The sequence below is a fragment of the Streptomyces sp. ISL-12 genome (genome assembly GCF_018614415.1).
Lineage (GTDB): Bacteria > Actinomycetota > Actinomycetes > Streptomycetales > Streptomycetaceae > Streptomyces.
Genome location: NZ_JAGGOO010000028.1, coordinates 186,515 through 210,934, shown reverse-complemented (window position 1 = coordinate 210,934; position 24,420 = coordinate 186,515). Strand labels below are relative to the sequence as shown.

The 24,420-nt window shown below is 74.7% G+C and carries 25 protein-coding genes and 1 pseudogene; 17 read left to right on the top strand and 9 right to left on the bottom strand.

From position 1 onward, the window contains the following. Window positions 1-151 precede the first annotated feature (151 nt). A complete protein-coding gene (locus J7I94_RS09080) occupies window positions 152-637 on the bottom strand; it encodes a 5-carboxymethyl-2-hydroxymuconate Delta-isomerase (protein ID WP_215166438.1) in 486 nt (161 codons plus the stop codon). A gap of 331 nt (window positions 638-968) precedes the next feature. On the opposite strand from J7I94_RS09080, the gene J7I94_RS09075 reads away from it, so the two are divergent. Then, window positions 969-2,549, top strand: a complete 1,581-nt coding sequence (locus J7I94_RS09075) for a hypothetical protein (protein ID WP_215166437.1) — start codon at window positions 969-971, stop codon at window positions 2,547-2,549. A 175-nt stretch (window positions 2,550-2,724) separates the two neighbouring features. Beyond that, a complete protein-coding gene (locus J7I94_RS09070; protein ID WP_215166436.1) occupies window positions 2,725-3,192 on the top strand; it encodes an SRPBCC family protein in 468 nt (155 codons plus the stop codon). Window positions 3,193-3,311: 119 nt separating this feature from the next. On the opposite strand, the gene J7I94_RS09065 is transcribed toward J7I94_RS09070, so the two are convergent. Further along, entirely contained in the window at window positions 3,312-4,106 is a 795-nt protein-coding gene (locus J7I94_RS09065; RefSeq protein WP_215166435.1) for an SDR family oxidoreductase, read from the bottom strand. Window positions 4,107-4,222: 116 nt separating this feature from the next. Between J7I94_RS09065 and J7I94_RS09060 the strand changes: the two genes are divergently transcribed. Further along, the gene (locus J7I94_RS09060; protein ID WP_215166434.1) at window positions 4,223-5,110 is read left to right on the top strand and encodes a helix-turn-helix domain-containing protein; all 888 of its coding nucleotides are present in this window, start codon (window positions 4,223-4,225) and stop codon (window positions 5,108-5,110) included. Between the two features lie 77 nt (window positions 5,111-5,187). On the opposite strand, the gene J7I94_RS09055 is transcribed toward J7I94_RS09060, so the two are convergent. From J7I94_RS09055 to J7I94_RS09045, 3 genes are read right to left on the bottom strand one after another with little or no spacing between them, the layout of a single operon-like run. Next, window positions 5,188-5,862 carry a 3-oxoacid CoA-transferase subunit B gene (locus tag J7I94_RS09055; RefSeq protein ID WP_251074842.1) on the bottom strand — a complete coding sequence of 225 codons (675 nt, stop codon included), beginning with the start codon at window positions 5,860-5,862 and terminating at the stop codon, window positions 5,188-5,190. Beyond that, on the bottom strand, window positions 5,859-6,527 hold the full coding sequence (locus J7I94_RS09050) for a 3-oxoacid CoA-transferase subunit A (RefSeq protein WP_215166433.1): 669 nt from the start codon (window positions 6,525-6,527) through the stop codon (window positions 5,859-5,861). Before J7I94_RS09050 ends, J7I94_RS09055 begins: the two co-directional genes overlap by 4 nt. Further along, a complete protein-coding gene (locus J7I94_RS09045) occupies window positions 6,524-7,729 on the bottom strand; it encodes a thiolase family protein (RefSeq protein WP_215166432.1) in 1,206 nt (401 codons plus the stop codon). The genes J7I94_RS09050 and J7I94_RS09045 overlap by 4 nt, the downstream gene beginning before the upstream one ends. Window positions 7,730-7,812: 83 nt before the next feature. On the opposite strand from J7I94_RS09045, the gene J7I94_RS09040 reads away from it, so the two are divergent. The 3 genes and pseudogenes from J7I94_RS09040 (at window position 7,813) to J7I94_RS38195 (ending at window position 9,544) form a co-directional block, all read left to right on the top strand. Continuing rightward, entirely contained in the window at window positions 7,813-8,700 is an 888-nt protein-coding gene (locus J7I94_RS09040; protein WP_215166431.1) for a LysR family transcriptional regulator, read from the top strand. Between the two features lie 111 nt (window positions 8,701-8,811). Further along, window positions 8,812-9,348 (top strand): annotated as a pseudogene (locus J7I94_RS39215) (DUF4328 domain-containing protein); the annotation flags it as partial. A 52-nt stretch (window positions 9,349-9,400) separates the two neighbouring features. Continuing rightward, window positions 9,401-9,544, top strand: a complete 144-nt coding sequence (locus J7I94_RS38195) for a hypothetical protein (RefSeq protein ID WP_251074841.1) — start codon at window positions 9,401-9,403, stop codon at window positions 9,542-9,544. A gap of 70 nt (window positions 9,545-9,614) precedes the next feature. On the opposite strand, the gene J7I94_RS09030 is transcribed toward J7I94_RS38195, so the two are convergent. From J7I94_RS09030 to J7I94_RS09020, 3 genes are read right to left on the bottom strand one after another with little or no spacing between them, the layout of a single operon-like run. Further along, on the bottom strand, window positions 9,615-12,155 hold the full coding sequence (locus J7I94_RS09030; protein ID WP_215166430.1) for an FtsX-like permease family protein: 2,541 nt from the start codon (window positions 12,153-12,155) through the stop codon (window positions 9,615-9,617). A 3-nt stretch (window positions 12,156-12,158) separates the two neighbouring features. Next, entirely contained in the window at window positions 12,159-12,911 is a 753-nt protein-coding gene (locus tag J7I94_RS09025; RefSeq protein ID WP_215166429.1) for an ABC transporter ATP-binding protein, read from the bottom strand. Beyond that, a complete protein-coding gene (locus tag J7I94_RS09020) occupies window positions 12,908-13,144 on the bottom strand; it encodes a hypothetical protein (RefSeq protein ID WP_215166428.1) in 237 nt (78 codons plus the stop codon). The genes J7I94_RS09025 and J7I94_RS09020 overlap by 4 nt, the downstream gene beginning before the upstream one ends. Window positions 13,145-13,345: 201 nt before the next feature. Here J7I94_RS09020 and J7I94_RS09015 point away from each other — a divergent pair, with 201 nt between their 5' ends. The 6 genes from J7I94_RS09015 (at window position 13,346) to J7I94_RS08990 (ending at window position 17,375) form a co-directional block, all read left to right on the top strand. Next, window positions 13,346-14,611 (top strand): sensor histidine kinase, encoded by a 1,266-nt coding sequence (locus J7I94_RS09015; RefSeq protein WP_215166427.1) that lies wholly within the window; start codon window positions 13,346-13,348, stop codon window positions 14,609-14,611. Between the two features lie 21 nt (window positions 14,612-14,632). Further along, on the top strand, window positions 14,633-15,292 hold the full coding sequence (locus J7I94_RS09010; protein WP_215166426.1) for a response regulator transcription factor: 660 nt from the start codon (window positions 14,633-14,635) through the stop codon (window positions 15,290-15,292). Window positions 15,293-15,415: 123 nt separating this feature from the next. Then, window positions 15,416-15,814, top strand: a complete 399-nt coding sequence (locus J7I94_RS09005) for a Tat pathway signal sequence domain protein (RefSeq protein WP_215166425.1) — start codon at window positions 15,416-15,418, stop codon at window positions 15,812-15,814. Then, window positions 15,811-16,443 carry a class F sortase gene (locus J7I94_RS09000; protein WP_215166424.1) on the top strand — a complete coding sequence of 211 codons (633 nt, stop codon included), beginning with the start codon at window positions 15,811-15,813 and terminating at the stop codon, window positions 16,441-16,443. Before J7I94_RS09005 ends, J7I94_RS09000 begins: the two co-directional genes overlap by 4 nt. A gap of 28 nt (window positions 16,444-16,471) precedes the next feature. Further along, entirely contained in the window at window positions 16,472-16,963 is a 492-nt protein-coding gene (locus tag J7I94_RS08995) for an RNA polymerase sigma factor (protein WP_215166423.1), read from the top strand. After that, window positions 16,947-17,375 carry a hypothetical protein gene (locus tag J7I94_RS08990; protein WP_215166422.1) on the top strand — a complete coding sequence of 143 codons (429 nt, stop codon included), beginning with the start codon at window positions 16,947-16,949 and terminating at the stop codon, window positions 17,373-17,375. Before J7I94_RS08995 ends, J7I94_RS08990 begins: the two co-directional genes overlap by 17 nt. 33 nt (window positions 17,376-17,408) lie before the next feature. Here J7I94_RS08990 and J7I94_RS08985 read toward each other — a convergent pair whose 3' ends face one another. Next, complete coding sequence (locus J7I94_RS08985; protein WP_215166421.1) at window positions 17,409-18,122, bottom strand: GntR family transcriptional regulator; 714 nt, start codon at window positions 18,120-18,122, stop codon at window positions 17,409-17,411. A 79-nt stretch (window positions 18,123-18,201) separates the two neighbouring features. Here J7I94_RS08985 and manD point away from each other — a divergent pair, with 79 nt between their 5' ends. The 5 genes from manD to J7I94_RS08960 are packed head-to-tail and all read left to right on the top strand — an operon-like array spanning window position 18,202 to window position 24,413. After that, window positions 18,202-19,422 carry a D-mannonate dehydratase ManD gene (gene manD / locus J7I94_RS08980; protein ID WP_215166420.1) on the top strand — a complete coding sequence of 407 codons (1,221 nt, stop codon included), beginning with the start codon at window positions 18,202-18,204 and terminating at the stop codon, window positions 19,420-19,422. Between the two features lie 5 nt (window positions 19,423-19,427). Next, complete coding sequence (locus J7I94_RS08975) at window positions 19,428-20,873, top strand: mannitol dehydrogenase family protein (protein ID WP_308114519.1); 1,446 nt, start codon at window positions 19,428-19,430, stop codon at window positions 20,871-20,873. A 53-nt stretch (window positions 20,874-20,926) separates the two neighbouring features. Beyond that, window positions 20,927-22,321, top strand: coding sequence for an MFS transporter (locus J7I94_RS08970; RefSeq protein ID WP_215166418.1), 1,395 nt, complete (start codon window positions 20,927-20,929; stop codon window positions 22,319-22,321). Then, complete coding sequence (locus J7I94_RS08965; protein WP_251074840.1) at window positions 22,318-23,394, top strand: L-idonate 5-dehydrogenase; 1,077 nt, start codon at window positions 22,318-22,320, stop codon at window positions 23,392-23,394. The genes J7I94_RS08970 and J7I94_RS08965 overlap by 4 nt, the downstream gene beginning before the upstream one ends. 32 nt (window positions 23,395-23,426) lie before the next feature. After that, window positions 23,427-24,413: a sugar kinase gene (locus J7I94_RS08960; RefSeq protein ID WP_308114518.1), complete on the top strand. Its 987-nt coding sequence runs from the start codon at window positions 23,427-23,429 to the stop codon at window positions 24,411-24,413. The last annotated feature ends 7 nt before the right edge of the window (window positions 24,414-24,420 follow it).

Here is a 24,420-nt window from a genome sequence, read left to right as displayed (position 1 = left end):
AGCGGGCACCGACAACACCTCGGGGTGCCGTTATCGGGCGGGAAGTCATTCGGACACGGTCCACGGGCCGCCGCGCCGGGCCCGGGAGGACCGGGGCACGGTGGCCGCGAGGGACATCGTCCGAGGTCGGCGGCGCGCGACCGTCGGCGCGTCACCCGCACGAACGGGATACTTCACGGCAAAGGCCGCCCCGTGGGAAATGGCCGGATACAGCGGGCGTGTTCGACAGCCGCCCGGAGTCGGCGGGCGACGCCGACGGTGCCGGACGGGTCTGCCGGCGTTGCACGCGGGGCGCGGCAGGCGACAGACGGTAGGAGCCGGCCAGCTCCCGCACCTCCGCCGACAGGACCACGTCGTCCGCCCGCAGGTGCTTGCCGACCAGGGCCAGGATGCTCTCGGCCAGGTGCCCCTTCAGCGCCTCGGACCGCCCTGGTTTGAGACCGACCTCCACGTGCACGAAGGCGGCCCCCTCCCCCGCTCCGTCACCGACGTACGTCTCGGCCGGACGCACCAGCGTCTTGCACACGCCCGCCGATCCGCTCTCCTCGAGGACGAGCGGATGCAGCTCCCTGACCAGGGCCGCACGGTCGAAGACATCGGCCAGGTGTGCGGAGTAGTCGATGGCGAGGTGGGGCATGGAGGACCTTTCACGCGACCTGGTTTCTGCAGGCAACCATTTTCTCGCACCGCTTTCTCACACCGCGAGACACCTCCTCCCACCGGCCACTTCATTCGCCTCACGTCAACAGCGCGCCGGGATGGTCACCCGTACGAGATCCGGTGCGGTACGGCCGGACCGGCCGCGTCACCGGGGTGCCTCCCAGGGGTGACGCGGGCACCGAGGGGCCCGCCGACCGGCCACGCTGCGGTGATCGGCCGATTCCAGACCGTAACGTGGCTGCGGCACACTGCTCTGCCGCGCAGCGAAGAGATCACGGCGTGCGGCGACGCGAGGGAAGGGGACGAGGATGGAGTTGGAGGCCCACACGGCGGGCGGGCCGGTCGAGAGGGCGCCGGGGCGGTCCTGGATGGTGCGCCTCGATCCCGTCGGTCGCGGCAGCGCGGCGGTGCGGTTCTCCTGCACCCGTCCGGCGTGCCCGGCTCAGCGTCTGCCCTCCGCCGCCGCCGGCCGGTCCTTCGCCGTCGCGCACCTCACCGCGCATCTGCGGGCCGCCGCGGGCCCGCGGGGCGAGGCGTACTGCGCGTGCCGGGCCGACGGGTGCCCCGGACACGGCGACGCCGCCACCGGTGGCAGGCAGGCCGGCGCCGCGGCGTGGCGGTGCGGCGGCGGGGTCGTGTTCGCGGTCGTCGCGGACCGGGCGGGACGCTGGTGGCAGGCGCTCGAGTGCTGTGCGCGCTGCGCGGCCGCTCGTCCCGGCGCGCAGGTCGTGGCCACCGCCCCGACGCCGGCCGGCCCGGTGCCGTCCCCGGCCGACGCCCGGCCCGCCCGGGCCGCGGTGGGACCGAGCTTCTCCCACGCTCCCGCGTCCCTGACCGAGCCCGGCGGTACCTCGCGAGCCGGCGGCGCGCGGGCCGGACTGCCCGCCCCGCGTCCTTCCGGGAACCGGCCGTACGGCAAGCAAGGGAAGATCGCGCAGCGCATCGTGCCGCACCATCTGCGGCCGACCAGCCTGCGCGACGAACTCATCGAACTGGGCAACCAGTTCCGCGCCTACCAGAAGCGCGCCGAGCCCGACCTGTCGCTCCTCGCCGACCTGCACGCCCGCAAGGCCCGCGCCTTCCACGAGTGGGCCGACATCATCGGCGACGTCCAGTTGCGCGCGGACGCGGTGCGGGCGGAACAGGCCGCGGCCACCGCCCGCAGTCAGCACCAGCAGCGCACCGGACACACCGTCGACGGCCAGGAACCCGCCGTTCCGCGCGTGCTGTCCGGACCGCAGCTGTGGGAGCACGCCCGTACCGTCCTCGCCTACGCGCGCGACCACGCGCCGCTGCCCGGCCCGGAGGCCCGCCTGCTCACCTTGCTGCTCGTCCTGCGGACCGCCCGCACCGGTGCCGGCAATCTGACCGGGCAGGATCTGACCGCCCTGCCCCTGGAGGAACCCGAACAGCTCATCAGCCGGCTGACGGAGTGCGGGTGGCTGCGGATTCCCGGTTCTCCCGCCGACGTGCTCGCCTCCCGGCCCGAGAACCCGACTCCGGTCACCGTGCCGTCCCTCGCACCCGGTCCGGACGGCAGCCGTCCGCTCCCGTTCGGGAAGAACACCCGGGCCAAGCTGAGCGGCTGGACACAGCGCGTCGTCACCGAGCGGAAGCTGCGCAAGTCGCGGACGAGCGCCGGAGCCCGGCTGCTGGCCCTCTCCCTCGCCACGCGCACCGGCCTGGACGGGCAGACGCTCGGACCCGCCGGGGAGGGGGTGGACGTCGGTGTGCTCGCCGCCCTGTGTGCCGGTGATCCCGGCGCGCTGCAGCCGCTGGTCGACCAGTTGACGACCGCGGGATGGCTCAGCGACGCGGAGCTGTCCGGCGAGCGCCTCACCGGGCGGTTGTCCGAGCGGGTGTGGCCGCTCAGCTGCCCGGTGCCCTGAACCCCGTCCGGGGGCGGCACGGATGCGGGTCACGGGGGCCGCCCACGGGTGCGGGTGACAGACGCGGGTCACCGGGGCCGTCCACGGGCGCGGGTCGCCGGGGCCGTCCACGGGCGCGGGTCAAGGGGGCCGTTCACGGATGCGAGGAGGCAGGGGGTGCCTGATCATCGTGCCTGTGCAGAGACTCGAACTCACCCGGCCCCCGGCCGCCTCCGCGTCCATGATCGTCCGCAGGCCCCCGGAGGAGGTGTTCGAAGCCTTCGCCGATCCGTCCGTCACGACGCGGTTCTGGTACAGCCGGAGCAGCGGGAGGATGGTCCCGGGGGCCGAGCTGCGCTGGGAGTGGGCGGTCTACGGGGCGTCCGTCCAGGTGCGTGTCGAGGCGGTGGAGGCCGGCCGGCTGATCCGGTTCGAGTGGGGCGACCAGGATCAGCCGACGCTGGTCGAGATGACGTTCACACCGCACACGGCGAACGCCACGCTCGTGCGGGTCACCGAGACCGGATTCCAGGGTTCCGGGGACGACGCCGTCGGCTGGCTCAATGACACCGTCGGCGGATTCACCACCGTGCTGTGCGCACTGAAAGCCCTCCTCGAACACGACATCGAACTCGGCGCGGTCGCCGACCACCACCCGGCCTGACGCATGACGGAGACGACCGGAGCCGAGGACAGACACGTCCGGGCCCGCCGTATCGAGCCGGCCGCCCCGGACCGCCCCCGCTCCTCGCGCACGGCTCGCTGACCGTCGGTCGCGGTCCGTCAGCCCTGCTGTACCGGGACCACGACCACCTCGGCCATGTTCACGTTGGCCGGTGCCGCCGCGGTGAAGGCCACCGTCTCGGCGATGTCCTCGGCGGCCAGCGGCCGCAGGTCGGTGCGCATCCGGGCCAGGGCGGTGCGCAGGTTGTCGTCGAGCATGTCCGCGCCCAGTTCGGTGACGGTGACGCCGGGCTCGATATTGCGTACCCGGACGTTGCGGGGTCCCAGTTCGGCCCGCAGGTTGCGGGTCAGGTGGGCCACGGCGGCCTTGGTCGCGCAGTAGACCGACCAGTCGGGGTACAGGCTGTGGCCGCCGACGGATCCGACGAACGCGAGGTCGGCCGGACCGGTCTGCGCGGCGGCGAGCAGGTCGTCGACGAAGGCGCGGCCGGTGAGCAGCAGTCCGCGCAGGTTGACGTCGAGCATGCGGTCCCACTCGGCGGTGTCGGCGCTCTCGAACGGTGCGCCCAGCATCACGCCGGCGTTGGCCACGACCAGGTCGGGCCGGCCGAGCACGGCGCGTACCGAGGCCGCGGCCTCCGTGAGGGCGGCGGAGTCGGTGATGTCCACGGCCACCGGCAGGATCTTGCCCGCGGTGGTGGAGCGCAGTTCCTCGGCGAGGCCGGTGAGCCGGTCCTCCCGGCGCCCGAACAGGGCGACGCCGGCACCGCCGCGGGCCAGTCGGCGGGCGGTGGCGGCACCGATACCGCTGGTGGCGCCGGTGACGACGGCCACCCGCCCGGCGAGCGGGCCGTCGGGCGTGGCCGGGGAAGGGGAAGTGATCGAAGAATTCATGTCCCCACCGTCGTGCCGGTCCGGCGACCGCACCAGGCAGCCGCTCACCGGGGACCGCTCATCGTAGGAGTGGCACGGCCACCCTCGCCGGCTCCGCTCGTTCTACGCTCCTGTGTATGGACCGCGTGGAGAGTGACAACCCGATCGGGCAGTATCTGCGGGCCCGCCGCCGGCTCGTGCGCCCGGAGGACCTCGGGCTCGCCCCGGGGGTCCGGCGCCGGGTGCCCGGCCTGCGGCGCGAGGAGGTGGCGATGCTGGCGGGGGTGAGCACCGACTACTACGTGCGCCTGGAGCAGGGCCGGGAACGCCGTCCCTCGGCGCAGGTCGTCGACGCGATCGCCCGGGCGCTGGTGCTCGACGAGGAGGCGACCGCGTATCTGCGGCGGCTCGCGGCTCCGGCTCCGCGCCGCCGGCGCCGGGCGGGGCGGAATCAGCGGGTGAGCGAGGGACTGCTGCGGATCATGGACGGCTGGCAGCACCTCCCGGCGGTGATCCTCGGTCCGTATCTCGACGTGCTGGCCCACAACGACCTCGGCCGGGCCCTGTTCGCCGGTCACACGTACAGCGACGACCTGATGCGGCTGGTCTTCCTGGACCCGGACGCCCGCGAGTTCTACGTCGACTGGGACCGGGCGGCGCTGAACGCCGTGGCCGCGCTGCGGGCGGCGGCCGGGGACGCCGACGATCCGTCCCTGACGCGGCTCGTCGGCGAACTGAGCCTGCGCAGCGAACCCTTCCGGCGTCTGTGGGCCCGTCACGACATCGGGCACAAGACGCACGAGACCAAGCGCCTGCGGCACCCGCTCGTCGGCGAACTCACCCTGTCCTACGAGACCCTGACCGTGAACGCCACCCCCGACCAGCAGCTCGTCGTCTATCACGCCGAGCCCGGCAGCCCCTCCGCCGAGGCCCTCGCCCTCCTCGGCAGCCTGGCGGCGGAGTCCTCGCAGGACGCCGGGCAGCAGCGGCACCCGGCCGGGTGGCCGCCGCGTCCGCGCGGGTAGCAAAACCGGCCGGGCCGGTTCCCGGGCCGCCGTCTCCTCGGGTCCCGCCACCGCGCCGGGACCGGAGGAGGCGGGCGTCAGCCGCCCGCGGACAGCAGCGGCAGGTCCAGGCGGCCGGCGAGTTCGTCGACGGTGGTGCCGAAGGTCTCCCGCACCGAGACGCCCCGCTCGGTGATGTCGAAGACGGCGAGGTCGGTGTAGACCCGGTCGACACAGGCCAGCCCGGTCAGCGGGTAGGTGCACTCGGGGACCAGCTTGGGCGCGCCGGTCTTGGTGAACAGCGTCATCATGACGAAGACCTTCTTCGCCCCGATCGCCAGGTCCATGGCCCCGCCGACGGCGGGTATGGCGTCCGGCGCGCCGGTGTGCCAGTTGGCGAGGTCACCGGCGGTCGAGACCTGGAAGGCGCCCAGAACGCAGATGTCCAGGTGGCCGCCGCGCATCATGGCGAAGGAGTCGGCGTGGTGGAAGTACGCCGCGCCGGGCAGCTCGGTCACGGGGACCTTGCCGGCGTTGGTGAGATCGGGGTCGATCTCGTCGCCCTGCGCGGCGGGTCCCATGTTGAGCATGCCGTTCTCGGTGTGCAGGACCACGCCGGAGTCGGCCGGCAGATGGTCGGCGACCAGGGTCGGCTGGCCGATGCCGAGGTTGACGAAGGCGCCGTGCGGGATGTCGCGGGCCACCAGGGCGGCCATGTCGTGCTTGCCGAGCGGGCCGCGCCCGGTGTCCGTGACGAGGGAATCGGTGCTCATGCGGTCGCCTCCTGCACCACGCGGTCGACATAGATGCCCGGGGTGATCACGGTCTCGGGGTCGATGGTGCCGGTGTCGACTATCTCGCGGACCTGGGCGACCACGGTGGTCGCGGCGGTGGCCATGACCGGTCCGAAGTTGCGGGCGGTCTTGCGGTAGACGAGGTTGCCCATGCGGTCGGACCGGTGGGCGCCGATCAGCGCCACATCGCCCTTGATCGGGTACTCCAGGACGTAGGTGCGCCCGTCGATGACGCGGGTCTCCTTGCCCTCGGCCAGCAGGGTGCCGGCGCCGGTGGGGCAGTAGAACGCGCCGATGCCGGCCCCGGCCGCCCGCATCCGCTCGGCGAGGTTGCCCTGCGGCACGACCTCCAGCTCGATCCTCCCGGTCCGGTACAGCTCGTCGAAGACGTAGCTGTCGGCCTGCCGGGGGAAGGAGCAGACGACCTTGCGGACGCGTCCCTTCGCCAGCAGCGCGGCCAGGCCGGTGTCGCCGTTGCCGGCGTTGTTGGACACGACGGTCAGGTCGGTGGCGCCCTGCCGGATGAGGGCGTCGATCAGGTCGACCGGCATGCCGGCCATCCCGAAGCCGCCCACCAGTACCGTCGAGCCGTCCTCGATCCCCGCGACCGCCTCGTCGGCGTTGGCGCACAGCAGCGTGCTCATCCCTTGGCCTCCGTCACGTTCTCCAGGACCACGGCGAGCGCCTGGCCCACCCCGATACAGATCGCGGCGACGCCCCACCGCTCGCCGGACCTCGTGAGCCGGTGGGCGAGGGTGCCGAGGATGCGGCCGCCGGAGGCGCCCAGCGGGTGGCCGAGCGCGATGGCGCCGCCCTTGGTGTTGACGATGTCCGGGTCGATCCCCCAGGCGTCCACGCAGGCCAGCGACTGCACGGCGAACGCCTCGTTGAGTTCGACCGCCGCTACGTCGGACCAGGTGATGCCCGCGCGCTTCAGGGCCCGGTTCGCCGCCTCGACCGGCGCGAACCCGAAGTCCTGCGGATCGAGCGCGAAGACGCCGCGCCCGGCGACGCGGGCCAGCGGGGCGGTGCCGATGCGGGCCGCGGCGGCCTCCGAGCCGAGCAGGACGGCCGAGGCGCCGTCGCTCAGCGGTGAGGCGTTGCCCGCCGTGATCACACCGTCGGGCCGGAAGGCCGGCTTGAGCCCGGCGAGCTTCTCGGGTGTGGAGCCGGGCCGGATGCCCTCGTCCCGGGCGAGGGTGGTGCCCTTGGCGTCGGTCCCGACCGGTACCACCAGGTCGTCGTAGAAGCCGTCCGTCCAGGCGGCGTCGGCGAGTTGGTGGGACCGGGCGGCGAACTCGTCCTGCCGCTCGCGGGGGATGGTGAACCGCTCGGCGAGCTGCTCGTTGGCCTCGCCCAGGGAGACCGTCCACTCCTTCGGCATGTTCTTGTTGACCAGGCGCCAGCCGAGGGTGGTGGAGACGGCGGTCACGTCCCCGGCGGGGAACGCGCGGGAGGGCTTGGGCAGGACCCAGGGGGCCCGGCTCATCGACTCCACGCCGCCGGTGAGCACGATGTCCGCGTCGCCGGTCTCGATGGCGCGGGAGGCGATGATCGCCGCGTCCAGCGAGGATCCGCACAGCCGGTTGACCGTGGTGGCGGGCACCGAGGTGGGCAGCCCTGCCAGCAGGACGGCCATCCGGCCGACGTTGCGGTTGTCCTCGCCGGCGCCGTTGGCGTTGCCCCAGACGACGTCGCCGATCTCACCCGGGTCCAGCTCCGGGGCCTTGGCCAGGACGCCCCGCACGGCGAGCGCCGCGAGGTCGTCGGGCCGGACGCCGGCGAGGGCACCGGAGAACCGTCCGAAGGGTGTTCTTGCCGCTGCGTACACGTAACTGTCGGTCACGCCCTCACGCTAGGCCCACGGCCTTCATCGGGTCCAAGACCTAATCCGGATCGATTGATAAGGCTCTCTTATAAACTGTCGGTATGGAGCTTCGTCAGGTCCGCTACTTCCTCGCGCTCGCGGAGGAGTGCCACTTCGGGCGGGCGGCGGCCCGGCTGCATGTCGCCCAGCCCGCCCTGTCCCAGCAGATCAAGCAGCTGGAACACGAGTTGGGCACGACGCTGTTCCACCGCTCCACCCGGCACGTCGAACTCACCGAGGCCGGCCGGCACCTGACCGGGTACGCGCGCACGCTGGTCGCCGAGGCCGAGCGCGCCCGCGTGCACATGGCGGAACTGGCCAGCGGCCACACCGGCCGGGTCTCCGTCGGCTTCATCGGCACCGCCACGTACGACGTCCTGCCCCAGGTCGCCCGCATGGTGCGGTCGCGGCTGCCGCACATCACGCTGGACCTGCGCGGCGAACTGCTCACCCCGCAGCTGGTGGAGGGCCTGCTCACCGGCGCCTACGACCTCGCCGTGTCGCGGGCCGGCGCGGCCGGCACCGAGGGGGTGAGCATCACGCCGCTGCGGGCAGAGCCGCTGGTCGCCGTGGTCCCGGCCCACCATCCGCTGGCGGCCGGGACGGAGATCCCCCTGGCGGCGCTGGCGGACGAGCCCTTCGTCATCCATCCCTCGCAGCCGCGGTCCGCCATGTACGACCGGGTGCTGGCCGCCTGCGACCGGGCCGGGTTCCGGCCCTCGGCCCTCGTCGAGGTCGGCGAGACCGCGACGCTCGTCGTCCTCGTGGCCGCAGGGCACGGTGTCGCCCTCGTGCCGCGGTCGGTGCAGAGCCTGCGGCTCGACGGCGTGACGTACGTGCCGCTCGCCGAGACGGAGACGATCGACCTGGTGCTGGCCCGCCGCGCGCACCGCAACTCGCCGGCGACGCAGCAGGTCGCCTCGGTCATCGAGGAGTGCGTGCGCGGCTGAGAGCGGCGGGCCCGGCTCGTGGCGCGGGGTCGCCGTACGGCGTATCGTGCTCCGGCCGTGCGATCTTCCGCAAGGCCGTTTCCGCTGGTCACCCGTGGGGGTCTCCTCGTCATGTCCGCATCCGGTGCGCCGCGTCCGCTGCCGGCGCTTCCCGCGTCACCGCCCGTGCCCGCGCGAGGGTTCCTCGTCGCCGTGGTCACGGGGCTGACGCTCTCGGCGCTCGTCGATCTGTTCAGCGTCTTCGCCGGGATCCGGTACCGGATGGTCATCGGCGGGGACACCGGGTTCCTCACCGCTTCCGAGGAGGAACTGGACGCCGCCGCCTCGCTGTACGACACGGCCGCGCGCTGCCAGATGATCGCGCTGCTGCCCTGTGCGGTCGCCTTCGTCGTCTGGTTCTTCCGGATGCGCCGCGCCACCGGGCCGCTCGCCCCCGACCGGTTCCGCAACGGTGCCGGCTGGGCCATCGCCGCCTGGCTCGTTCCGGTGGCGAACCTGTGGCTGCCGTACCGCGTCGCCGTCGACATGTGGAGCGCGGCCACGATGCTGCCGTCCGACGGCGGGCTGCCGCGGATGCGGCTGTGGCCGGTCAACCTGTGGTGGGGGCTGTTCGTCGCCGGCAGCCTGTCCGGCCGGTTCGCCGGGAACGATTTCGAGACCGCCCAGACGCTGATCGATACAGAACGGGCTGGTGCAGTACATGATCTCGGACGCGCTCGACGTCCTGGCCGCGGCCGCCGCCGCGTACTTCGCCGTCCAGCTCACCGCCATGCAGCGGGACAAGGCCGTGCACGGTCCTTACGGCAGGGCGGCCGTCGAGGACCCGCCGGCCACGTCCTCCTGACATCGCCGGGCGGGCGTGGACACCCCGCCGAGGCCGCTCACACCGCACCTACCACCCTCGGCGAGGCCCCTCACACCGCCCGTACCACCTCCGCCGGTGCCGTCCGCAGCGCCCGTCGGGTGGGCAGTTCCACCGTCAGGAAGGACGTCAGCGCCACCGTCGCCGCGGTCGCCGGAAGCAGCCAGGCCGGGCCGGCCGGCCAGGGGCGGCCGAGGAACCCCTGGCCGAGGAGGGCGAGGGGCAGCGCGGAGAGGGCCAGGCCCGCGGCGAGGGCGGCGGCGGCCGTCATCGCGGACTCGCGGCGCGTCATCGCCAGGATCTGCCGCGGGGTCGTGCCGACCAGGCGGAGCGCGGCGATCTCGGTGCGGCGCTGGGCCGTGGCGGCGACCAGCCTGTTGGCGATGCTGAGCAGCAGACAGCCGAGGAGGACGACGATGACGACGAGGTTGATCCACACCTCGGGCGGTGTGTCCTGCCCGGCGGCGCGGTCCGCACCGGTGCCGGTCAGGGCGAGGCCGGGGCGGGCGGCTGCGAACGCGGCCAGCCGCTGACCGGCGGCGGCCGTGCCGTCGGTGTGTACCAGGACGCTCTGCGCCGCCGGGTCGGCCGTGGTGTGGCCCGCGGCCAGGTCCGGGGAGAGGACCACGGGGCCGAAGCCGAGCCCGCGCGCGTACACGGCGACGACCTCGGCGGTGACCCGGGCCCCGTCGCCCAGCACCAGCCGCACCCGCCGGCCCGGCCGCGCGTCGCGCTGCCCTGCGGCCTCGCCGCTGACGGCGACCGTGGCCCCGGTGAGCCGGTCCAGGGAGCCCTGCTCCACCCCGAGGTCGAGGACGTCGGCCGCCCGCCCGCCGAGGATCACGGCCGAGGACGCCTCGGTCTCCGTCTCGCCGAACAGCCGGTACGGCCACACCACCGTGGTCGCGCCGACCGGCTCGGCCGCCCGGACGCCCGGCACGGCGCGCACCCGGGCCAGGGTGTCCGCCGGGAGGCCGCCCAGGGCGGGCGCGGTCAGCCGGTACTGGGCGAGGGTGCCGGCGCTGGTGTCGGCCGAGGTGGCGGCGAGCACGGTGGTCTGGGCGAGGGTGTACGTCAGGACGAACACGACGCCCATCGCCAGCGGGCTGATGACTCCGGAGAGCCGCTGCGCGTAGGCGCGTACGTTGGAGAGCGCGAGCCAGGCCGGGGCCGCCGCCCCGGGCCGCAGCCGCCGCAGCGCCGTCCGTCCCGCCGCCCGGACGAGGGCCGGGCCGGCCAGGGCCAGGCCGATCGCGGCGACGATGCCCGCCATCGAGGTGGCCGAGGCGCCGAGCGCGGTACGGGAGATCAGGGGGACGGCACAGAGCGCGCTCGCGCCGAGGATCAGCAGCAGGCCGGCCCGGGTGCGTACGCGGGACGGTGCCCGGGGCTCGGTGCGGGACTCGGCGACCGCCTCGGTGGCCGGCATCCGGGAGGTGCGCCAGGCCGCGCAGCGCGCCGCGAGCTGCACCGCGCCGGCGGTGAGGAGGAGCGTGGCGAGGGCCGGGAAGGGGCTCAGCGTCAACGGCAGGCCGGCGGGCAGGACGTCGCGGTCGACGAGGACGTCGCGGAACGCGTCCGCCAGCAGGTAGCCGAGGGCCACGCCCGGGACCAGGGCCACCGCGGCGACGAGGGTCGACTGGGCGGCGGCCAGGCGGCGGATCTGCTTCGGTGTCGCTCCCACGGCCCGCATCAGCGCCAGGTCGCGGCGCTGTCCGGCGACGGCGAGGCCGAGCGCGCCCGCCGTGACGAACCCGGTGATCAGCAGGACGATGCCGCCGAGCGAACCGGCGAGCAGGACGAGCAGGGAGCGGGCCGAGCCGATACCCGGCTCCACGGCCTCGCCCCGGTCGGTGCCCGTGAGGACCTCCAGTCCGGTGCCGGCCAGACGGTTGCGGACCGCCGAGGCGAGCCAGGCCCCGGTGCCGGGTTCGGCCCGCAGACCGATCAGGTCGACGGTGCCGGCCCGCGGTCCGTCGCCGCCGGCCGCCCGCCGCGCCAGCCGCGCGGCCGTGGCGTCGGCGAGGTAGACGCCCGCGTCCGGGGCGTCGACCAGGGCGGTGACCCGGTAGGGCGCGGCGGCCCGGCCGTGCACGGCGGCCCGGACCCGGTCGCCGACATCGAGGCCGCTGTCCGCCGGTACGGCGATCTCGTCCGCGCCGACCGGTGCGCGGCCCGTGACGCGTGGTGCGGCCAGCAGTTCGGTGGAGGACCAGCCGTGGCCCGCGGCGGCCGGGTCGGCGGCGGACGGGAGCGGACGGCCCGCGTCGTCGAGCAGGGCGGCCGGGAAGGTGATGTCGCCGACCACCGCGGTGACGCCCGGCAGTCCGGCCAGGCGGTCGGTGAGCCGGGCCGGGATCGCGGCCCGCTCCGGCAGGGCGATCGGCGGATCCGCCGCCGGGTGGTGCTCCTGGTCGGCGGCGACCACGACGTCCGCGCCGCCGAGCCGGCCGGGCGGCAGCTGGGAGCGCAGGCCCGTGTCGGCCAGGACGCCGGTGCCGGTGATCAGCACGGCGCCGCCGAGGACGGCGCAGGCCACGGCGAGCAGCGCGGTGATCCGGTGCCGGGCCGTGCGCAGGGCGAGGTACAGCATCGGCTACTTCTCCCCCAACGCGACGAGCCGCTCGGCGAGTTCGGGTGCGGTCGGTGAGTCGAGGGACTCCACCACCCGGCCGTCGGCCATCACCAGGGCCCGGTGCGCGCGGGCCGCGGCGGCCGGGTCGTGGGTGACCATCACCACCGTCTGGCCGAGGTCGTCGACGAGGTCGCGCAGCAGGTCCAGCACCTGGTGGGCGCTGCGCAGGTCCAGTGCCCCGGTCGGTTCGTCCGCGAAGACGACGGCGGGCCGGGCCACCAGCGCCCGTACCAGCGCGGCGCGTTGCTGCTGGCCGCCGGAGAGTTCGGCGGGGCGGTGCGCGAGCCGGTCGGCGAGGCCGACCCGCTCGACGAGGGTGCGCAGCCAGGGACGGTCCGGTGCGCGGCCCGCCAGCCGCAGCGGCAGTGTGATGTTGTCCTCGACGCTGAGCGACGGGATCAGGTTGTACGCCTGGAAGACGAAGCCGACGTGTTCGCGGCGCAGTTCGGTGCGGCGGGTCTCGCTCAGCCCGGTGATCTCCCGTCCGCCGACGCGGACGCTGCCCGAGGTGGCGGAGTCCAGTCCGGCGGCGCAGTGCATCAGGGTGCTCTTGCCGGAACCCGAGGGGCCCATCACGGCGAGGAACGTGCCGCGTTCCACGGTCAGCGACACGTCGTCCAGGGCCCGTACGCCGCCGGGGTACGTCTTGCCGACGCCGGTCAGCGCGACGGCGGGTGCGGTGCGCGCGGTGTCCGGCGCGACTGCGGTGTTCATCGGCGCCCGCGCAGGGCGCGCACGGCCAGGGTGCCGGCGGCGAGCACGGTGACGAAGCCGCAGGCCAGGTTGGCCACTACAGGGGTGTCGCCGTAGGAGACCGCCATGTTGGCGACGGCGCTGAGCACCACCACGGCCCACAGCAGGGTCCGTACGATGTCCGAGCGGCTGACGCCGTCCGTACGGTCGCCGTCGCCGGCGTCGCTCAGCCGGTAGGGGTCGGTGTGCGGCATGGCGGCTGCCTCCAGGGGTTGGTGACGGCCGGTCTCCACGGCCGTCTTTGCTGCCCCCGACGCTAGGGACCGGCACCCCTTGCCGCCGATCCAGCGGTCCGCCCGGTCGGAGGTACAGCAGGCTGTACCTTTCCGGCCCCCGGCTGACGGTCGCCCCGCGGGCGGCCTAGGGTCGGTGTGCGACACAGTGGAGGAGGGCGGATGACGACCCGCGACGCGGCGGCCGGGACCACCGGCTTCAAGGACATCGCGGTACGGGCCCTCAGGGACGCCCGCGCCGCGATCGCACAGCTCGCCGGCGGGCTCGGCACCGCCGTGCCCGCCCTCGGCCTGCTGCTGCTGACAGCGGTGGCGGCGGTGACCGCGCCGCTCGGCGTGGGCCTGCTGATCGGACAGCCGGTGCCGCGCGCCCTGCACGCCCTGGCCCGCCGGGAACGCGCACGGCTCGGCCGCTGTGGGCCCGAGGTGATCGCCCCCGAGCCGCCGCCCGTCCGGCTGCGGGCGGCGCTCGCCGATCCCGTCACCCGCCGGGAGCTGCGCTGGCTGGCCCGGCACGCCACCCTGGGGTTCGTCCTCGGGCTGCTCGGCGTGCTGCTGCCGATCGCCGCCGTCCGGGACTGTGTCTTCCCGCTGCTGTGGCCACTGGCGCCCCCGGACGCCACCAGCACCTCCCTCGGGATCGGCACCGCGCACACCTGGCCCCAGGCCGCCGCCGTGACGCTGCTGGGGCTGGGCTGGACGGCCATCATCCTGGGCCTGTTCCCCGCCCTGGCCCGCCTCCAGTCCGCGCCCGGACGGCTGCTGCTGGCGGCCGGTCCCGAGACCGACCTGTCGCTGCGGGTCGCCGAGCTGACCGCCACCCGCGCCGCCGCCCTGGACGCCCACGCGACCGAACTGCGGCGCATCGAGCGTTCGTTGCACGACGGCACGCAGAACCGCATCGTCACCGTCACGGTGCTGCTGGGTGCCGCCCGCCGCATGGTGGCCCGCGACCCGGAGGGCGCCGGGGAGTTGCTGGAGCGCGCCCAGTCGGCCGCCGAACAGGCCCTGGCCGAACTGCGCACCGTCGCCCGCGGCATCCTGCCGCCGGTGCTGGCCGACCGGGGGCTGGCGGGCGCGCTGACGGGTCTGGCCGCGCACTGCGCGGTGCCCTGCCGGACCGACGTCGACGTGCCCGAGCGGTGCGCGGCCTCCGTCGAGGCGACCGCCTACTTCGTGGTCGCCGAGGCCCTGACCAACGTCGCCAAGCACAGCGGCGCCGAGGCGGCCACCGTCACCGCCCGCGCCCGGGGCGGCCGGCTGCGCCTGCGGATCGAGGACGACGGGCGGGGCGGGGCCGACGAGCAGGGCGGTTCCGGGCTCACCGGCATCCGTGACCGCGTCGCGGCCCACGACGGTACGCTCACCCTGGCCAGCCCGCCGGGCGGCCCCACGGTCCTGGACGTGGACCTGCCGTGCGGAACGTGAACTCGAACTGCGGAACGTGACATGCGCATCGTGATTGCCGAGGACGACCCGTTGCTGCGCGAGGGGCTCGCCCTCCTGCTGCGCGCCGAGTCCCTCGACGTGGTCGCCACCGCCGGCACCCCCGACGGCGTGCTCGACGCCATCGACGAGCACCGGCCGGACGTCGCCATCCTCGACGTGCGGATGCCGCCCAGCCACACCGACGAGGGCATCCGCGCCGCCGTCGAGGCCCGGCGGCGCCACCGGGGACTCGCGGTGCTGGTGCTGTCCGCGTACGTCGAGCAGTCCTTCGCCACCGAGTTGCTCACCGGCGGGGTGACCGGCCTCGGGTATCTGCTCAAGGAACGGGTGGGCCGGGTCGAGGAGTTCCTGGACGCGCTGCACCGGGTGGCGTCCGGCGGCACCGCCATCGACCCCGAGGTGGTCGCCCAGCTGTTCACCCGCTCCCGTCAGGACACCCGGCTGGAACGGCTCAGCCCGCGCGAACGGGAGGTCCTGGCGCTGATGGCGGAGGGGCTCGGCAACACCGCGATCGCGCGCCGGCTGGTCGTCACCGACGGCGCGGTGCACAAGCACATCCGCTCCATCTTCGCCAAGCTCGACCTCTCGCCCGCCGACCAGGTCGACCGGCGGGTGGCCGCGGTCCTGCGCTACCTGGAGGACGCCCGCCGCCGCGGCTGACGGCGCCACCCGTTCGACTTTGCCAGTTCTTTACAACCGGTCCTCCTCCTGCCTCGTCTCTCCGGTCGATTCCCGCGCCGCCCCGTCACGCCGACCGGGCGGACCGACGAAAGAGAGCGACCGATGCGCCGGACCACCCTCAGTTCCCTGGCCCTCGCGGGCACCGCCGTACTGGCGACCGCCGTGCCCGCGTTCGCCTCCTCCCCGAGCCCCGTTCCCACCGAGAGCAAGCCGCCGACCCCGGTGCCGTCCTCCCCCGGCACGGCCGCCCCCGCGGAGGAACCGACCGAGGCGCCGACCGAGGCGCCGTCCGCGAGCGCGGTGCCCGCCGAGGAGCAGGTCCCCTCCCCGGGGCAGGTCTCCGTCGTCCCGTCCGGCGCCGCCGACACCGGAGTGAGCACGGCCGACTCCTCGTCGTCCGGGCCGGGCGGGGCGCTGGTCGGCGGGGGTGCCGCCGCGGTGGCCCTCGCGGGCGGCGCGACGGTCCTCGTCGTCCGCCGCCGTCGGGCGAACGGGGCGTGACCACGTTCTCCAGGCGGGCGTTCGTGACCGCGGCGACGGCCACGCTGCTCGCGGGCTGCGGCAGCGGCGGTACCGGCCTGCGCACCAGTACGGCCGGCCGCACGCCGCGGCCGCCCTCGCCCGCCTCCCCCGGCGCGTCGGCTCACCCCGGCGACCCGGCGCGGGCGGTGGCCCGTTCGGTCCCGGTGCGGCTGCGGATTCCGGCGATCGGCGTGGACACGCCGGTCGTCCGGCTGGGGCTGGCCCCGGACGGCAGCGTGCGGGTCCCGCCGGTCAGGGCGCACGACCCGGCGGGCTGGTACGAGCACTCGCCCACCCCGGGACAGGTCGGCCCCTCCGTCGTCCTCGGCCACGTCACCGTGGGCGAGTACGGTGACGGAGTCTTCCGGCGCCTGGCCGAACTGCGCCGGGGCGACCGGGCCGTGGCCCGCCTGGAGAACGGCACGGCCGTCACGTTCGAGGTCACCGCCGTGCGCACGGTGGCGAAGTCCGACTTCCCGACCGAGGAGGTCTACGGGGACGTGGACCGCCCGGAGCTGCGGCTGATCACGTGCGGCGGCCCCCGCACCGGTGACGGCTACGCCGACAACGTCATCGTCTTCGCGGCCCGGGTCCCCGCCGGCCGCTGACCCCTCGCCCCCACGACCCTGGAGTACGTTGAAACGCTCCCGTGACAGGGCGGCGTCCGAACTGTTCGCCGCCCTCTACCCGCGCCTGGCCGGCTGGTGCCGCCGGCTCGTCGACGACGACGAGACGGCCCACGAGATCGCCTCCGAGGCGTTCACCCGGCTCTGGGCCCGGTGGACGTCGGTGGAGGAGCCGCGCGGCTTCCTCTACGTCACCGCCGCCAACCTGGTCCGGGACCACTGGCGGAAACTGGAGCGCGAGCGCCGGGCCGTGCGCCGGGCCGGCACGGAGGCCGCCGTGCGCCCGCACGCCGAACAGGACGACCCTTCCGTACGCCTGCTGGTGCAGTCGCTGCCCGAACGGCTGCGGGTGCCGATCCTGCTGCACTACTACGCTGACATGCCGATCCGGGAGGTGTCCGCGCTGACCGGACGGAAGGAAGGAACCGTCAAGGCCGATCTGCACGCGGCCCGGGAACTGCTCCGTGTCCATCTGAGGAGAAGCCTTGACCACACGCGTTGACGAAGGCGAGGGCGAGGGCCCGGAGTCCGGCCCCGACGACCCGTTCCTGGTGGTCCTGCGCCCCGCCCCCGGGCACCTCTCCGCGCCCCCCGGCCGCTACGAGCAGATCCGCCGCGCCGCGTCCCGCCGCCGCCTGCTGCGCACCGCCGCGGGCGCCGGTCTGACCGTCGCCGTGGCCGGCCTGGTCGCGCTGCCGTTCCTGCGGGCGGCGCCCGAGCGGCCCGCGTCCCCGACGGTGCCGATGGCGCCGCCCTCCGCGACGGCCCCGTGGCCCTCACCCCCGGCCACCGACGAGCCGCCCACCCCGGCGCCCTCCGGCCCGGGGCAGACCGCGTCCACCCCCTCCGAGGCACCGTCGGCCTCGCCCACCGCCAGTGCCCCGCCGACCGTGAGCGAGAGCCGACGGCCGTGACCGGCGCCCCGGGAGCCGGCCGGCGGCCCGGGGCTACTCCCAGACCACCACACTGCGCCGCACCGGCACCGTCGAGGAGCCGGAGGCGAACAGCTCGGGCGCGTGGGCGCGGATGCGTTCGATGTCGTTGAAGACGGCCCTCAGGTGGTCGCGCATGCGCGAGCGGGCCAGCGGCACGTCACCGCTCTCGACCGCCGCGAAGATCTCCTGGTGCTGGTCGGCGAAGACCGCCGGGGACTCGTGCCCGTGCAGGCCGAGCCGGCGGGCCCGGTCCAGGTGACCCTTGGCCGCGGCGACCGTCGTCCACGCGTTGCCGTGGCCGCTCAGCCGCAGCAGGGCCTGGTGGAACGCCTCGTCCAGGGCGAAGAACTCCTCCCGGCCGAGGCCGGTGGCACGCTGGCGCTCCAGGTTGTCCCGCAGCTCCGCCACGATCCCCGCGTCGAGCCGTTCGGGCAGGTCCTCCAGGGAGGCGAGCTCCACGGCCTCGCGCAGGAACTGGGCGTCGGCGACCTGCGCCGGGTCCACCCGTGACACGAACGACCCGATCTTGGGGAACACCTGCACCAGCCCTTCCTGGGCGAGCAGGATCAGGCTCTCGCGCACCGGGGTCCTGCTGACCCCCAGCGACGCGGCCAGCTCGTTCTCCGACAGGGCGGCGCCCGGGGCGAGTTCCAGGGTCAGGACCATCTGACGCAGCTTCAGGTAGATGTCGCGCCGACTGGTCCGCCGCCCGTTCGATTGAGGCATGGGGCCATCCTACGTACCTGCGGAAAGGGTATTGCACCCCTGCACGACAGATGCTTGTATACAAGCACTGCACGACAGGATGGAGCCGCAAGTGAGCACAATCGAGCGGGCCGAGGTGTTCGTCTCCTCCCCGGGGCGCACGTTCGTCACGCTGCGCATCACCACCAGCGACGGGGTGACCGGGCTGGGCGACGCCACGCTCAACGGCCGGGAACTGGCCGTCGCCGCCTATCTGCGCGACCACGTGGTGCCGCTGCTCATCGGCCGGGACCCGGCCCGCGTCGAGGACATGTGGCAGTACCTCTACAAGGGCGCGTACTGGCGTCGCGGTCCGGTGACGATGACGGCGGTGTCGGCCGTCGACACGGCGCTGTGGGACATCAAGGGCAAGGTCGCGGGCCTGCCCGTGTACCAGCTCCTCGGCGGCCGGTCCCGGGACGGCGTCCTGGTCTACTCGCACGCCAGCGGCACCGACGTCCCTTCCCTCCTGGACGACGTCCAGCGCCACCTGGAGCTGGGCTACAAGGCGGTGCGGGCGCAGGCCGCCGTGCCGGACGTCGGCGGCACGTACGGGGTCCGCAAGGGCACGATCTACGAGCCGGCCGCGACCGACCTGCCCCAGGAACAGCCCTGGGACACGGAGGCGTACCTCGGTTTCGCGCCCGCCTATCTGGAGGCGGTCCGCGAGCGGTTCGGCTTCGGCTTCCACCTGCTGCACGACGTGCACCACCGCCTGACCCCCATCGAGGCGGCCCGGTTCGGCAAGAGCGTCGAGGCGTGCCGGCTGTTCTGGATGGAGGACCCGACCCCGGCGGAGAACCAGGAGGCGTTCCGGCTCATCCGGCAGCACACCACCACGCCGATCGCGGTCGGCGAGGTGATGAACTCGGTCTGGGACGTCCAGCACCTCATCACCGAGCAGCTCGTCGACTACGTACGCACCACCGTCGTGCACGCGGGCGGCATCACCCATCTGCGGCGGATCTTCGACCTGGCGGCCCTGTACCACGTACGGACCGGCTCGCACGGCGCGACGGACCTCTCCCCCGTCTCCATGGCCGCCGCCGTGCACCTGGACGTGACGGTGCCGAACTTCGGCATCCAGGAGTACATGGGGCACGCGGAGGAGACCTTCGAGGTGTTCCGCAGCGGTGTCACCTTCGCCGACGGGTACCTCAACCCGTCGGACGCTCCGGGCCTGGGCGTCGAGTACGACGAGAAGGCGGCCGAGCGCTTCCCGTACCAGCGGCGTTATCTGCCCGTGGCGCGCCGCCTCGACGGCTCGGTGCACGACTGGTGAGCGCGGTGACACCTCCTCGTCTGGACCGTACGGCGCTGTCCCGGCTGGCGCCGGGGCTCCGGCCCGCCGTGGACCCGGCCGGGCTGCGCCCGCGCGTGGTGCACTTCGGGCTCGGCGCCTTCCACCGGGCGCACCAGGCGCTGTACACCGAGAACGCCGCCGCGCTGTCCGGTGAGCCGTGGGGCATCACCGCCGTGGCCCCCCGCTCGGCCGGCACGGTGCGCGCCCTGCGCGAGCAGGACTGTCTCTACTCGCTCGTCGAGCGCCGTCCCGCCGGCGACGCCTGCCGGGTGGTGGGTTCGGTCATCGGCGCCCTGGCGATGGGCCCGGACGCCGGAGCCGTGGACGCCCTGCTCGCCGATCCCCAGGTGACGGTGGTGACCCTGACGGTGACCGAGAAGGGGTACCACCGGTCGGCCGTGACGGGCGGGCTCGACACGGCCGCGGCGCCGGTCGCCGCCGACCTCGCGGCGGGCCCGGACGGCCCGCTGACCACGGTGGTGGGCCGCCTCGCCGCCGGACTGGCCGCCCGGATGCGGGCCGGCGCGCCCCCGGTCACCGTCGTGTCCTGCGACAACATGGCGGACAACGGCGCCGTGCTGGGCCGGGTCGTGGCCGACTTCGTACGGGCCTCCGCCTGGCCGGACCGCGACCTGGTGCTGGACCGGATGGCCCGGGCGGTGGCCTTCCCCTCGACGGTCGTCGACCGGATCGTGCCCGCGACGGGCGAGGCCGACCGGGCCGCCGCCCGCGCCGCGCTCGGCCTCGACGACGCCCTGACGGTGGCCGGCGAGCCCTACCGCCAGTGGGTGCTGGAGGACTCCTTCGCCGCGCCCCGGCCTCCCTGGGAGCGGGACGGCGCGCTGTTCGTGCCGGACGCTGGCCCGTACCAGCTCACCAAGTTGCGGCTGCTGAACGGCTCCCACTCGGCCCTGGCCCACCTGGGCCTGGCCACCGGCCGCGAGACCGTCGCCGACGCGATGGCGACGGACTGGGGCGAGCGGCTCGTCCGGGCCCTGTGCGCGGAGGTCGCCCCGACCCTGCCGGAGGGCGGCCCCGACGCGGGCGCGTACGCCGACGACCTCGTCGTGCGGTTCCGCAACCCGGCGATGCGCCACCGGCTGGAGCAGATCGGCTCCGACGCCTCGCTGAAGATCACCGAACGCTGGCTGCCCGCCCTGCGCGAGCTGCGCGCGGCCGGCGCGGACACCCCGGTCCTCGCCCTCGCCGTCGGCGCCTGGGCGTACGGCACCCGGCCCGGCGCGCCCGGCCGGTCCGACCCCGCGGCCGAGGCGCTCGCCGCCTGCTGGAAGGCCGGGGGCCGGCCCGCCGGGACGGTGGCCGCGCTGCTGCGGGCCGTCGGCGCGGCCGACCTGGCCGACGACACCGCCCTCGTCACGGCCGTCGCGGACCGGCTGCCGGCACTGCGCGCGGGCCGCGTCGAGATCTGACGCCCCCTCCTCCCGTTTCACCGCTCCCGTCCCCTCGAACAACGGAGTTCACGATGAAGGACAGTGCCGTCACCGCGGAGCAGACCCGCCCCGCGGAGCGCACCACGGGCGACCTGGCCAGAGCCGCCGTCTCCGGCTGGCTGGGCACGGCCATGGAGTTCATGGACTTCCAGCTGTACTCGCTGGCCGCCGCGATCGTCTTCAACAAGCTCTTCTTCCCGGACGTCAGCCCCGCCATCGGCCTCATCGCCGCGATGGCCACCTACGGCGTGGGCTACGTGGCCCGGCTCGCCGGCGCCGTCTACTTCGGGCGGATGGGCGACCGGATCGGCCGCAAGAAGGTCCTGTACCTGACCATCCTGCTGATGGGCGCCTCCACCACCCTGATCGGCGTGCTGCCCACCTACGCCACGATCGGCATCATGGCGCCGGTCCTGCTGGTCGTGCTGCGGCTCGTCCAGGGGTTCGGCGCGGGCGCCGAGATCGCCGGCGCGACGGTGCTGCTCGCCGAGTACGCCCCGGCCAAGCGGCGCGGTCTGATCTCCTCGCTGGTGTCGCTCGGCACCAACTCCGGGACGCTCGCCGCCTCCGGGCTGTGGGCCGTGCTGCTCGCCGTGCTCAGCGAGGACCAGTTGCTGTCCTGGGGCTGGCGGCTGCCGTTCCTGCTCAGCTTCGGCCTGATGATCTTCGCGGTCTGGCTGCGCCGGGGCCTGAAGGAGAGCCCCGTCTTCGAGGAACGCCCCGACGTGGTGGACGGTGTGGCGCTGGCCCGCGACGAGGTGGAGGCCGCGATCGCGGGCACCGGCGAGGGCACGGAGAACGTGCTCGCGGCCGGCATCCGGCAGCGCAAGGGCAAGGCGTTCTTCCTCGCCCTCGGGCTGCGCTTCGGCCAGGCGGGCAACTCCGGGGTGATCCAGACGTTCCTGGTCGGTTACATCGCCACCAACCTCGCCGTCGGCCGGTCCGTGCCCACCGACGCGATCGTGTACGGCTCGCTGCTCGGCTTCGCCACCGTGCCGCTGGTCGGGCTGCTCGGCGACCGGCTCGGACGCCGGGTGGTCTACCTGGCGCTGACGCTGCTGACCGCCGTCATCGCCTTCCCGGTGATGCTGCTGATCACGTCCGGCTCGACGCCCGGGGTGATGATCGGCATGGTGCTCGGCCTCAACGTCGGTGTGCTGGGGCTGTTCTCGCTGGAGAGCGTGACGATGGCCGAACTCTTCGGCGCCCGCACCCGGTTCACGCAGCTGGCCCTCGCCAAGGAGATCGGCGGCATCCTCGCCACCGCGATCGGCCCCGTCCTCGCCGCCACCCTCACGGCCGTCACCGGCAGTTGGTGGCCCATCGCCGCGATGCTCGTCGTCTACTCGCTCATCACCTTCGTCAGCGCGTACCTCGCGCCCGAGACCCGCGGACGCGACCTGGTCCGCCTGGAGGATGCCGTATGACCGCCGTGACCGAAGAACGCGCCGCCACCGAGGGGCGCACCATGCGGGCGGTCGTGGTGCACGGCCCCGGTGACGTGCGGGTCGACGCGCGGCCCCGCCCGGTGCCGGGCGCCGGTCAGGTGCTGCTGGCCCTGGAGTGGGGCGGGATCTGCGGCTCCGACATCGCGTACTGGAAGAAGGGCGCGTCCGGCACGGCCGCGCTCGCCCATCCGCTGGTGCTCGGGCACGAGGTCGCGGGCCGGATCGCCGCGCTCGGCCCGGGCGTCACCGGCCTGGCCGAGGGGCTGCCGGTGACCGTGCACCCGGCCCGGCTGGTCGGCGACGGCGTCCTGCCGGACCGGATCGCCGGCCGCACCAACCTCTACCCGCACGTCCGCTACTTCGGTTCGGCGGCGTTCACCCCGCACACCGACGGCGGGTTCAGCGAGTACCGGGTGGTCGACGCCGGCCAGGTCAGGCCGCTGCCGGACGGCGTGGGCACCGAACAGGGCGCGCTGGCCGAACCGCTGGCGGTGGCCCTGCACGCGGTCGGCCGGGTACCGGATCTGCGCGGCCGGACGGTCCTGGTGAACGGCGCCGGGCCGATCGGCTCCCTGGTGGTGGCCGCCGCCCGGTACCGCGGCGCGGACACCGTGATCGCCGCCGACCTGTCGGCGGACGCCCTCGCCGTAGCCCGTGCGATGGGCGCCGCCGAGACCCGTGACCTCTCCCGCGGCGAGGTGCTGCCCGAGGACGTGGAGGTCGTCTTCGAGGCGTCCGGCGCTCCGGCGGCGCTCGGCGCGGTGCTGCGGGCCACCGCCCGGGGCGGCACCCTGGTCCAGGTCGGCAACCTGCCCGGTACGGCCGTCAGCGCCGTCCTCGGTGACCTGGTGACCCGCGAGATCACCTGGACGGGCTCGTACCGTTTCGTCGAGGAGATCGACGACGCGCTGCTCGCCCTGCGGGACGGCGTGGACGTGCGCCCGCTGATCACCCACCGGTTCCCGCTGGCGCGGGCCGAGGAGGCGCTGTCGGCCGCCGCGGACCCGGGCAGCGGCAGCAGCAAGGTCATGCTGCGTCTGTCCGGCGCGTGAGCCCGCGCGACACCGATCCCCAGGAGGTTCCCGTGGCTCTGCCCACCCCGCCGCCCGCCGCCGACGCCGTGTGTGTCGGCGAGACGATGGCCGTCCTCGGCCCGCCGGACGACCGGCCGCTCGCCGAGCAGGCGCAGCTCAGGCTGGGCATCGGCGGCGCCGAGTCCAACGTCGCCTGCGCGCTGGCCGGGCTCGGCCACCGGGCCGCCTGGCTCAGCCGGCTGGGCGACGACCCGTTCGGGCGCCGTGTCCTGGCCGAACTCACCGCGCGCGGCGTTGAGGTGGGCGCGGTCCAGACCGACCCGGACCGGCCGACCGGCGTCTACTTCAAGGACCCGGGGCCGGACGGCACCCGTGCGCACTACTACCGCCGGGAGTCGGCCGCCGCCGGCATGGGCCCGGAGCTGGCCCGGCTGCCGCTGCTGCGCCGGGCCCGGCTGACGCACCTGACGGGCATCACCGCGGCGCTCTCGGACGGCTGCGCCGGCCTGCTCGACGCGCTGCTCGTGGACCGGGTCACCGGTACGGGCCCGGTCGTCTCCTTCGACGTCAACCACCGTCCCGCCCTGTGGCGCGGCGGCCGGGACGAGGCGGCGCCCCGGTTGCTGGCCCTCGCCCGCGCCGCCGACCTGGTGTTCGTCGGCCGGGACGAGGCCGAGGGGCTGTGGGCCACGCCCCGCGCGCAGGACGTGGCCGCGCTGCTCGGACCGGCGCCGGCCGTGGTGGTCAAGGACGCGGAGCACGGGGCCACCTCGTACGCCGGGGGTGTCCGGACGTTCGTGCCGTCGCTGCCGGTCAAGGTGGTCGAACCGGTCGGCGCGGGCGACGCGTTCGCGGCCGGTTACCTCTCCGGTGTCCTGGACGGCCGCGACGAGCGCTCCCGGCTGCGGCTGGGCCATCTCGCCGCCGCGGCGGCCCTGCGCACCCGGGACGACGTACCGGTGATGCCGTCGCGCGCGCGGACGGAGGAGTTCCTCGCGCTGGACGACGACGCCTGGGCGGCCTTGGCGCCGCGCTGACCCGTGC

Coding starts and splice junctions, on each gene's coding strand:
- J7I94_RS09080 (WP_215166438.1), bottom strand. CDS start 637: ATGCCCCACCTCGCCATCGACTACTCCGCACACCTGGCCGATGTCTTC.
- J7I94_RS09075 (WP_215166437.1), top strand. CDS start 969: ATGGAGTTGGAGGCCCACACGGCGGGCGGGCCGGTCGAGAGGGCGCCG.
- J7I94_RS09065 (WP_215166435.1), bottom strand. CDS start 4,106: ATGAATTCTTCGATCACTTCCCCTTCCCCGGCCACGCCCGACGGCCCG.
- J7I94_RS09060 (WP_215166434.1), top strand. CDS start 4,223: ATGGACCGCGTGGAGAGTGACAACCCGATCGGGCAGTATCTGCGGGCC.
- J7I94_RS09055 (WP_251074842.1), bottom strand. CDS start 5,862: ATGAGCACCGATTCCCTCGTCACGGACACCGGGCGCGGCCCGCTCGGC.
- J7I94_RS09050 (WP_215166433.1), bottom strand. CDS start 6,527: ATGAGCACGCTGCTGTGCGCCAACGCCGACGAGGCGGTCGCGGGGATC.
- J7I94_RS09040 (WP_215166431.1), top strand. CDS start 7,813: ATGGAGCTTCGTCAGGTCCGCTACTTCCTCGCGCTCGCGGAGGAGTGC.
- J7I94_RS38195 (WP_251074841.1), top strand. CDS start 9,401: ATGATCTCGGACGCGCTCGACGTCCTGGCCGCGGCCGCCGCCGCGTAC.
- J7I94_RS09030 (WP_215166430.1), bottom strand. CDS start 12,155: ATGCTGTACCTCGCCCTGCGCACGGCCCGGCACCGGATCACCGCGCTG.
- J7I94_RS09025 (WP_215166429.1), bottom strand. CDS start 12,911: ATGAACACCGCAGTCGCGCCGGACACCGCGCGCACCGCACCCGCCGTC.
- J7I94_RS09020 (WP_215166428.1), bottom strand. CDS start 13,144: ATGCCGCACACCGACCCCTACCGGCTGAGCGACGCCGGCGACGGCGAC.
- J7I94_RS09015 (WP_215166427.1), top strand. CDS start 13,346: ATGACGACCCGCGACGCGGCGGCCGGGACCACCGGCTTCAAGGACATC.
- J7I94_RS09010 (WP_215166426.1), top strand. CDS start 14,633: ATGCGCATCGTGATTGCCGAGGACGACCCGTTGCTGCGCGAGGGGCTC.
- J7I94_RS09005 (WP_215166425.1), top strand. CDS start 15,416: ATGCGCCGGACCACCCTCAGTTCCCTGGCCCTCGCGGGCACCGCCGTA.
- J7I94_RS08985 (WP_215166421.1), bottom strand. CDS start 18,122: ATGCCTCAATCGAACGGGCGGCGGACCAGTCGGCGCGACATCTACCTG.
- manD (WP_215166420.1), top strand. CDS start 18,202: ATGGAGCCGCAAGTGAGCACAATCGAGCGGGCCGAGGTGTTCGTCTCC.
- J7I94_RS08970 (WP_215166418.1), top strand. CDS start 20,927: ATGAAGGACAGTGCCGTCACCGCGGAGCAGACCCGCCCCGCGGAGCGC.
- J7I94_RS08965 (WP_251074840.1), top strand. CDS start 22,318: ATGACCGCCGTGACCGAAGAACGCGCCGCCACCGAGGGGCGCACCATG.